Source organism: Azohydromonas lata NBRC 102462, from assembly GCF_001571085.1.
Taxonomy (GTDB): Bacteria; Pseudomonadota; Gammaproteobacteria; order Burkholderiales; family Burkholderiaceae_C; genus Azohydromonas; species Azohydromonas lata.
The window spans coordinates 1-8126 of record NZ_BCTC01000174.1; the positions used below are offsets into that span (position 1 = coordinate 1).

Sequence of the window (8126 nt, forward strand, 5' to 3'; positions counted from 1 at the left end):
TCGCGCACGAATTCATTGAGAAGGCCGCATTGGGCTGGTTCGGCGAGTACCGCCAGCGCATCGCCCGCGGCGAGATCACCCACCAGCCGCGCGGCGACGCGCGCATCCGCCAAGGCGCCTATACGGGCGGCGCCGAAGCCGCGGCATAACAAAACCGTCCCGTTACTTTCAAGGAGTCCACCATGGCCTACAAGATCATCGCTTCCCAGTGTTCCGGCTGCTCGGCCTGCGAGGCCGAGTGCCCCAACCAAGCCATCCGCGAAAAGGGCGGCACCTTCATCATCGACCCGGCCAAGTGCACGGAGTGCGAAGGTTCCTTCGACTCGGCGCAGTGCGTGGCCGTGTGCCCGGTGGACGGCTGCATCAAGAAGGCTTGAACGCTTAACTCCTGAGGGGCCACACCATGATGGACCTGCGCGAACCCAAGTTTCCCTGGGGCCTGGAAGTCAAGGCCACGGTAGATCTCTACAACGACGGCAGCCTGCCGGACATCCCCGAGGACATGCTGCTGGTCGTGGCCGGCGGACCGGGCGAGATCGTGCAGGTGGGCCACCACTCCGAGGCCAACATCCCCATCTACATGGTCGACTTCGGCGTATGCGTGCTGGGCTGCCTCGAAGAGGAGATCGAGCCCATGCGCTCCGCCGCTCCCCAGGAAGCGGCCGTCGCATGAGCCCCGCGTGCGCGTCGCGGCTGCCGGCCGAGGACGGCCCGAGCCGTCCCTCGCCCAGGCACAGGCGCGCACGCCACTGATTGCAGGAGCAGCGCCCCAATGACCTCCCCCGCCGCACAAGCCGCCAACGTCGTCTACCTCGACCACAACGCCACCACGCGGCCGGTGCCTGAGGCGGTGGCGGCGATGGTGCAGGCGCTGCAGGCGAGCTGGGCCAACCCCTCGTCCACCCACGGCCCTGGCCAGGACGCGCGCCGCGCGCTGGCCGCGGCGCGTGCGCGCGTCGCCGCCTTCCTGGGCTGCGGCGCGGCCGAGCTGGTCTTCACCAGCGGCGCCACCGAGGCCAACCACATGGCCCTGCTGGGCGCGCTGCAGATGAGCGGCCGCGAGCGCATCCTCATGTCCGCCGTGGAGCATCCGGGCTCGCAGGCGCTGGCGCAGCGGCTGCGCGGCCAGGGCGTGAAGGTGGACCTCATTCCCGTGGACGCGCAGGGCCGGCTCAGCCTGGCCGCGGCGCGCTCCCTCATCGCCGACGACGTGGCCGTGGTCAGCGTCATGGGCGCCAACAACGAAACCGGCGTGCTCATGCCCGTGGCCGAGGTCGCGGCGCTCGCGCGCTCGGCCGGCGCGCTCATGCACGTGGACGCCACGCAGCTCGCGGGCAAGGCGCCGCTGTCCTTCGCCGCCAGCGGGGCGGACCTCATGTCGGTCTCCGCGCACAAGCTCGGCGGCCCAAAGGGCGTGGGCGCGCTCATGGTGCGCAAGGGCGTGGCGCTGCCGGCGCTGCTGTCCGGCCGCCAGGAGCGCAACCGCCGCGGCGGCACCGAGAACCTGCCCGGCATCGCCGGCTTCGCCGCGGCCTGCGACCGCGCGGCGGCGACGCTCGCGGCCGACATCCGGCACATGGCGGCGCAACGCGCGCGGCTTGAAGCGGGCCTGGCGGCGGCGCTGCCCGGCGTGCACGTGTATGGCGCCGAGGCCGAGCGCCTGTGCAACACCCTGTGCCTGCGTTTCGGCACGCTGGACGCCGAGCAGGTGCTCATGAAACTGGAGCGCGCGGGCATCGTGGCCTCGTCGGGCGCGGCCTGCAGCGCCGGGGGCACGCAGCCCTCGCACGTGCTGCTGGCCATGGGCGAGAGCCCGCTGCATGCCAAGGCCGCGGTGCGGCTGTCGCTGGGTTTCGACACCACCGCCGCCGACATCGACGCCGCCATTGCCGCGGCGACCCAGGAACTCTTGCCGCTGCTGGCCGAGGGGCTGGCGGCGGCGGCCTGACGCGGGCGCCGCAGGCGGCCGTTGCGGGCGAACCCAACACAGCAATTTCTTAACCGGTTTTTCCAGGAGCTTTTGATGAAAGTGATGATCCGCAGAGACTCGAAGGGCATCTTGTCGGCCTACGTGCCCAAGAAGGACCTGGAGGAGCCCATCGTCTCGCAGGAGAAGGAAGCGCTGTGGGGCGGCACCGTGACGCTGGCCAACGGCTGGGTGCTGGCGCTGCCGGAGATGGCCGAGGGCACGGGGCTGCCCATCACGGTCGAGGCCAAGCGCCTGTCCGGAGACTGAGCATGGACGCCGCGCTGCTCCAGGAAGCGCTGGGCGTGGCCGAGGCCGCGGACACCGTGCGCCAGGCCGCGGCGGCGCTGCGCGAGCGCTATGCGCCGCTGCGCGTGATCGTGGTGGACGCCATGGACATGCGCCACGAGGCACCCTCGGCCACCGGCACGCGCCGCGTGCTGTGGCTGGGCGCCAGCGACGGCCACTGCTGGACCGTCACCACCGACCCGGCGCAGGCCGCCGGCTTTTACCTGGCCGACAAGGGGTGAGCGCATGAATGCCGTCGTTGCGCAACAGGATGAAGACTTCGGCTTGTCCGACGAGGAAGAGCTGCTGCTGAGCGACCCCGACATGAGCGAGGTCGAGGTCGAGCTGGTCACGGCCGCGCTGGGCGAGCCCCACCTCTCGGCCGGGCGCATGGTGCAGCACTTCGAGAACTGCTTTGCCCGCTGGGTGGGCCGCAAGCATGCGGTGGCCGTCTCCAGCGGCACCATAGGCGCGTGGCTGGCGCTGCGGGCGCTGGACATCGGCCCGGGCGACGAGGTGATCGCCTCGCCCTACGGCTGGCACCAGGTGGCGCACGCGGTGGAGCTCACCGGCGCGCGGGTGGTGTTTTCCGACATCAACTACTGGTCCGGCTGCCTGGACCCGGTGCGCGCGGCCGACAAGGTCACGCCCGCCACCAAGGCCATCCTCGCGGGCAACACCAACGGCCACCCGGCCGCGTGGGACGAGTTCCGCAAGCTGGCGGATGCGCGCGGCATCAGGCTGGTGGAGGACTCCACCGAGGCGCTGGGCTCGCGCTTCCAGGGCCGCCTGGTGGGCACCTTCGGCGACCTGTCGGTGTTCGACTTCTCGCAGCCCTCGGCGCTGTGCTGCGGCGAGGGCGGCATGGTGGTGACGGACGACGACGTGCTGGCCTCGGAGCTGCGCTACCTGCGCTCGCGCTCCATCAAGGACCGCCGCTCCATCTCCGTCGGTTCGCGCGTGCCGCTGCAGGCGCTCATGAGCGAGCTCACCGCCGCGCTGGGCGCGGGGCAGTTGGCGCGCATCGACCGCATCCTCGAAAAGCGCAAGGCCGTGGAGGCCAACTACCTCGCTGAGATGCAGTCCTTCGAAGGCGTCAAGCCGCCCTATGTGGCGCCGGGCGTGGACGAGGTGCACTGGATGCTGTACGTGGTGCACCTGGGCAAGCGCTTCAGCGGCAGCGCGTGCAACGACATCCTCGAAGACCTGGAAACCGAGCTGATCGAGGCGGTGATGTACTGCATGCCCATGCACCAGCAGTTCCATTACACGCAGCAGGGCTGGAAGCGCGGCGACCTGCCGCTGGCCGAGCGCATCGCCGACCGCGCGCTGGCTCTGCCGTTGCACACGCACCTGCTGCCCGGTCACATCAGGTTCATCGTCAAGACCCTGAAGGACTCCTCCATCAACGTGGGGGCGGGGGCGGCGATTTACTAGTGAGGCAGGGACTGCAAAAAGGTGTTGTAGCGGCAGCCGGATGCCGGCCCGCCACGCACCCCGATCCGTCATTCCCGCCTTCGCGGGAATGACGAAGTTGAGAGCGTGGCGAGCGAGCTGTCGACCAACGCCACGACGAAGTAGAGAGCATGGCGCACGGGCTGTCGGCCAGCGCCGCGCCGAAGCGGAGAACGCAGCGCATGAGCTGCCGATTGACGCGATGACGAAGTGAAAAGCACGGCGTGCCGGCCCAAGTCCGGCACGCCCACGACGACAGGTCAAGTTGACAACCCATCGCAACGGCGAATCGCCACGCCTTGCGACCCACTGGAACGACCCTTTTCGGAGAACCGCCATGACCTACGCCACCGTCCAAGAACTCCCCGCCGCCGTCGCCGAGGGCCTTGCCGCCGGCACCCTGGCGCCCTACCTGGGCCCGGGCATGCTGTCGCTGTGCGAGGGCACCACGCCCCCCGCCGACCCGCTCGCGCTGGTCGCGGTGCTCACGGCCAAGGTGTCGGTGCCGGGCAAGATCAAGAACCGCCTCACCGCCGCGGCGCAGTTCATCGAGAACTTCAAGCACCGCAAGTCGCTGGTGAAGGCCATGGACGAGGCCTATGCCGCGGCCGCCACGCCGTCCGCGCTGCACCAGTGGATCGCCGCGCTGCCCGCGCCGCTGGTGGTGGACGCCTGGTACGACGACACGCTGCGCCAGGCGCTTTGCGCGCGCAGCGACTGGGCCGAGGTGCAGGGCCTGGCGCAAAGCGAGCACTTCGGCACCTGGACGGGCTGGTACGACGCCGCGGGCGCCGCTTGCCCCGACCCGGTGGCCGGCGCCAAGACCATCTACTACAAGCCCTGGGGCGGGCACCTGCCGGCCTCCAACTACCTCGTGTCCGACAGCGACTACGTGGAAGTGCTCACCGAGATCGACATCCAGACGCCCATTCCCGCCGAGGTGCAGCAGCGCCGCGCGTCGCTGGGCTTCGTGTTCCTGGGTTGCCGTTTCAACGACCAGCTCCCGCGCGCCTTCGCCCGCCAGATCATGAAGCGCTCCCAGGGCCCGCACTACGCGGTGATGGCCGAGGAGCCCACGCGCATGGAGGCGCGCTTCTTCGAGGAGCAGGGCATCACCCGCATCGCGCTGCCGCTGGCGGCGGTGGCCGCCGCGCTGGTGGGCAAGGCCACGGCCGCGGCCTGAGGGGAGCCGGCCATGCTGGACGTCGCGGTCGTTGGCGGCGGTTTGTGCGGGCTGGCGCTGGCGCACAGCCTGCAGGCCCGCAAGCTGGATTGGGCCCTGTTCGAGGCGCGGCCACGCCTGGGCGGGCGCGTGCTGACGGTGGCCTCCTCGCGCGGGCTGCCGCTGGACCTGGGCCCAACGTGGTTCTGGCCGGCCACGCAGCCCTCGGTGGCGCGGCTGGTGGCCGACCTGGGCCTAACCACCGTGGCGCAGGCCGACGACGGCCACGTGCTGCTGCTGGACGACCCCAACCACGCGCCGCGCCTGGCGGCCTTCGACCCGCGCACGGGCTCGCCCGCACCGCAGGGCACGCCCGCGCAGCCGGATGCGCTGCACGCGGGCGCACGGCGCCTGGCCGGCGGCATGGGCGCCCTCGTCGCCGCGCTGCAGCAGCGGCTGGAACCGGCGCGCCTTCACCTGGAACACGCGCTGGAGGCGGTGACGGACTTCGGCACCCACGTCGAGCTGGAGCTGCGCCAGGGCGAGGCGCTGGTCAAGGTGCAGGCCCGCCGCGTGGTGCTGGCGCTGCCGCCGCGCCTCGTGGCGGCCTCGGTGTTCTTCGAGCCCGCGCTGCCGGCCGATCTCACGCAGGTGCTGCAGGCCACGCCCACGTGGATGGCGGCCGCCGCCAAGGCGGTGCTGGCCGTGCCGCGCCCGCTGTGGCGCGAGGAGGGCCACACGGGCAACGCCTGGTCCACGCACGCGCAGGCCGTGCTGGCCGAGACCTTCGATGCCAGCCCGGCTGAGCCCGCGGCCGCGGGCGCGGCGCTGGCGGGCTTCGTGGCGCTGGACCCCGACCAGCGCCGCCACTTCGAGCGCAGCCTGCCGCTGCTGGTGGAAAGCCAGGTGGCCATGCTGTTCGGCCCGCAGGCGGTGGAGCAGGGCGAGGTGCACTTGCAGGACTGGGCACAGGAGCCCTGCACCTGCGCCGCGGCCGACCTGGCCGACGGCGCCACGGGCGGGCATCCGGCCTACGGGCATGCGCAACTGCAGGATGCCCACTGGACGGGCCGGCTGTGGTTCGCGGGCAGCGAGAGCGCGCGCAGCGGCGGCGGCTACCTGGAAGGGGCGCTGGTGGCCGCGGCACGGGTGCGGCGCCAGTTGGACGAGGCGGCGGCCGCGGACGCGAACGAAAACGCCCTGCAGCGCTTCGACCGCTGGATGCGCCAGCAGCGCGAGGACGCGCTGCAGCGCTACCGCCACCAGGTGCACGCCGCGCTGTCGCAGCAGCGCGACGCGCAGCTCACGCAGCAGGCGCTGCTGGGCGCGATGGAGTCGCTGTACGCCGACGCGCTCACCGAGCTGCGCCGGCTCCCGCTGGCCACCGCCGCGCTGCCGGTGGAGCAGGGCCGGCACGCGCTCACGCCGCGGGTGCTTCAACCCTTCCTTGGCCTGGCCGACGAGCTGCTGGAGGAGGCCGTGCGCTTCAACCGCACCTCGTGCGCGCTGTCCAACTTTCCCTTCGAGCACAAGCCGGACGCGCAGTACGTCAAGACCATTCGCCGCGACCTCGCCGCGGCCTGGCAGGACTTCGCGCTGCAGGTCAACGAGCAGTTGCGTGGCAAGGCGGCCTGAGCCCGCCCGCGACACGAGCCGACGAACATGAAACTGGAACTCGACTGGAGCGCCTACGACGCCTATGGGCAGGGCGATGCCTATGCGGCCATCCCGGCCACGGGCGACGGATTCGGCAAGGCCGCGGCGCTGTGCATAGGCAGCCGCCAGTGCCAGAAGAAGGCAGCCGACAAGGGCGTGATGTGCCCCAGCTTCCGCCTCACCGGCGAGGATTTGCACAGCACCCGCGGGCGGGCGGCGATGCTGCGGGATGCGCTGGACGGGAAGCTGGGCGAAGACGCCCTTGCGCGGCCCGCCATCGCCGAGGCCATGGACCTGTGCGTGGCCTGCAAGGGCTGCAAGCGCGAGTGCCCCAACGGCGTGGACATGGCCGCGCTGCGCGCGGAGACGCTGGCGCAGCGCTGGCGCCGGCAGCGCCCGCCGGTGCGCGCGCGCTTCTTTGCGCAGTTGCCGCGCTGGCTGCCGCACCTGCGCAAGGTGCGGGCGCTGCTGGCGCTGCGCGACAAGTTGCCGGGGGCGGCGCTGGTGAGCGAGCGGCTGCTGGGCCTGTCGGCGCGGCGCCGGCTGCCGCAGCCCCCGGCGCGCAGCTTCATGCAGCAGTTGCCGCAGCGCCCGGAGCCGGCCGAGCCGGTGCGCGAGGTGGTGCTGCTGGTGGACTGCTTCTCGAACCACCTGGAGCCCAACGTGGCGCGCGCCGCGCTGGACGTGCTGCACGCCGCGCGCTACCGCGTGCACCTGCTGCGCGCCACGGACGGCGGCGGCGACCTGTGCTGCGGCCGCGCGGCGTGGTCGGCCGGGCTGGTGGACGAGGCGCGCGCGCATGCGGGCCGGCTGCTGGCGGCGCTCGCGCCGCACCTGGCGGCGGGGCGGCCGGTGATCGGCCTGGAGCCCTCGTGCCTGAGCATGCTGCGCGACGAGGTGGGCATGCTTGGGCTGGAGGCCCAAGCCGTGCAGGCGCTGATGAAGCAGGCGCTGATGCTGGAGGAGTTCCTGGCCCGCGAGCTGGACGCCAAGCGCCTGGTGCTGCCGGTGGTGCCCCTGTCCGGCGTGGTGGCCACGCGCGTGCACGTGCACGGCCACTGCCACCAGAAGGCGCACGGCACGCTCAAGGCGCTGCGCAAGCTGCTGGGCAAGTTGCCGGGGCTGCAGGTGGAGTGGATCGAATCGAGCTGCTGCGGCATGGCGGGCAGTTTTGGCTACGAGGCCGAGCACTACGGCCACTCCATGGCGATGGCCGAGCTGTCGCTGCTGCCCGCGGTGCGCGCCGCGGCGGCGGACGACCTGATCTTGGCCAGCGGGACGAGCTGCCGGCAGCAGATACGCGACGGCGCCGGCAGGGAGTCGCTGCACCTGGCCGAGCTGCTGCAGGCGGCGCTGGCGGTGACGCCGGGGGTTTTGAATGCGGCTGGTGCTGGTGCTGGTGCTGGTGCTGGTGCTGGTGCTGGTGCTGGTGCTGGTGCTGGTGCTGGTGCTGGTGCTGGTGCAGGGGCGCTGGCCGAAAGCTGATGGACCTCGCGCCCTACTTCGTCATCCCCGCGCAGGCGGGGATCCAGGCGGTCCCACGCCGGATCGCAAGCGGCGATGCCGGCGCGACGGGGACAGCGTGCCGGCGGTTCGAAA

9 protein-coding genes are annotated in these 8126 nt (G+C 71.9%); all 9 read left to right on the forward strand.

The genetic code is table 11. The annotated features are described in order from the left end of the window. The first annotated feature begins 182 nt into the window (after positions 1–182). The 9 genes from ALA01S_RS29525 (at position 183) to ALA01S_RS29565 (ending at position 8012) form a co-directional block, all read left to right on the forward strand. A complete protein-coding gene (locus ALA01S_RS29525) occupies positions 183–377 on the forward strand; it encodes a 4Fe-4S dicluster domain-containing protein (protein ID WP_066343101.1) in 195 nt (64 codons plus the stop codon). A 26-nt stretch (positions 378–403) separates the two neighbouring features. Then, a complete protein-coding gene (locus ALA01S_RS29530) occupies positions 404–673 on the forward strand; it encodes a nitrogen fixation protein NifZ (RefSeq protein WP_066343102.1) in 270 nt (89 codons plus the stop codon). 99 nt (positions 674–772) lie between these two features. Further along, complete coding sequence (locus ALA01S_RS29535; protein ID WP_066343104.1) at positions 773–1948, forward strand: cysteine desulfurase family protein; 1176 nt, start codon at positions 773–775, stop codon at positions 1946–1948. Between the two features lie 75 nt (positions 1949–2023). Next, positions 2024–2236: a putative nitrogen fixation protein NifT gene (gene nifT, locus ALA01S_RS29540; RefSeq protein ID WP_066343106.1), complete on the forward strand. Its 213-nt coding sequence runs from the start codon at positions 2024–2026 to the stop codon at positions 2234–2236. Positions 2237–2238: 2 nt separating this feature from the next. Further along, positions 2239–2496 carry a hypothetical protein gene (locus ALA01S_RS29545; protein WP_066343108.1) on the forward strand — a complete coding sequence of 86 codons (258 nt, stop codon included), beginning with the start codon at positions 2239–2241 and terminating at the stop codon, positions 2494–2496. Between the two features lie 4 nt (positions 2497–2500). Continuing rightward, positions 2501–3691: a DegT/DnrJ/EryC1/StrS family aminotransferase gene (locus tag ALA01S_RS29550; protein WP_066343110.1), complete on the forward strand. Its 1191-nt coding sequence runs from the start codon at positions 2501–2503 to the stop codon at positions 3689–3691. Positions 3692–4046: 355 nt separating this feature from the next. Next, the gene (locus ALA01S_RS29555; protein WP_066343111.1) at positions 4047–4892 is read left to right on the forward strand and encodes an SIR2 family NAD-dependent protein deacylase; all 846 of its coding nucleotides are present in this window, start codon (positions 4047–4049) and stop codon (positions 4890–4892) included. A 12-nt stretch (positions 4893–4904) separates the two neighbouring features. Next, on the forward strand, positions 4905–6506 hold the full coding sequence (locus ALA01S_RS29560) for a flavin monoamine oxidase family protein (RefSeq protein WP_066343112.1): 1602 nt from the start codon (positions 4905–4907) through the stop codon (positions 6504–6506). Between the two features lie 27 nt (positions 6507–6533). Further along, positions 6534–8012, forward strand: coding sequence for a (Fe-S)-binding protein (locus tag ALA01S_RS29565; RefSeq protein ID WP_084268075.1), 1479 nt, complete (start codon positions 6534–6536; stop codon positions 8010–8012). Positions 8013–8126 lie beyond the last annotated feature (114 nt).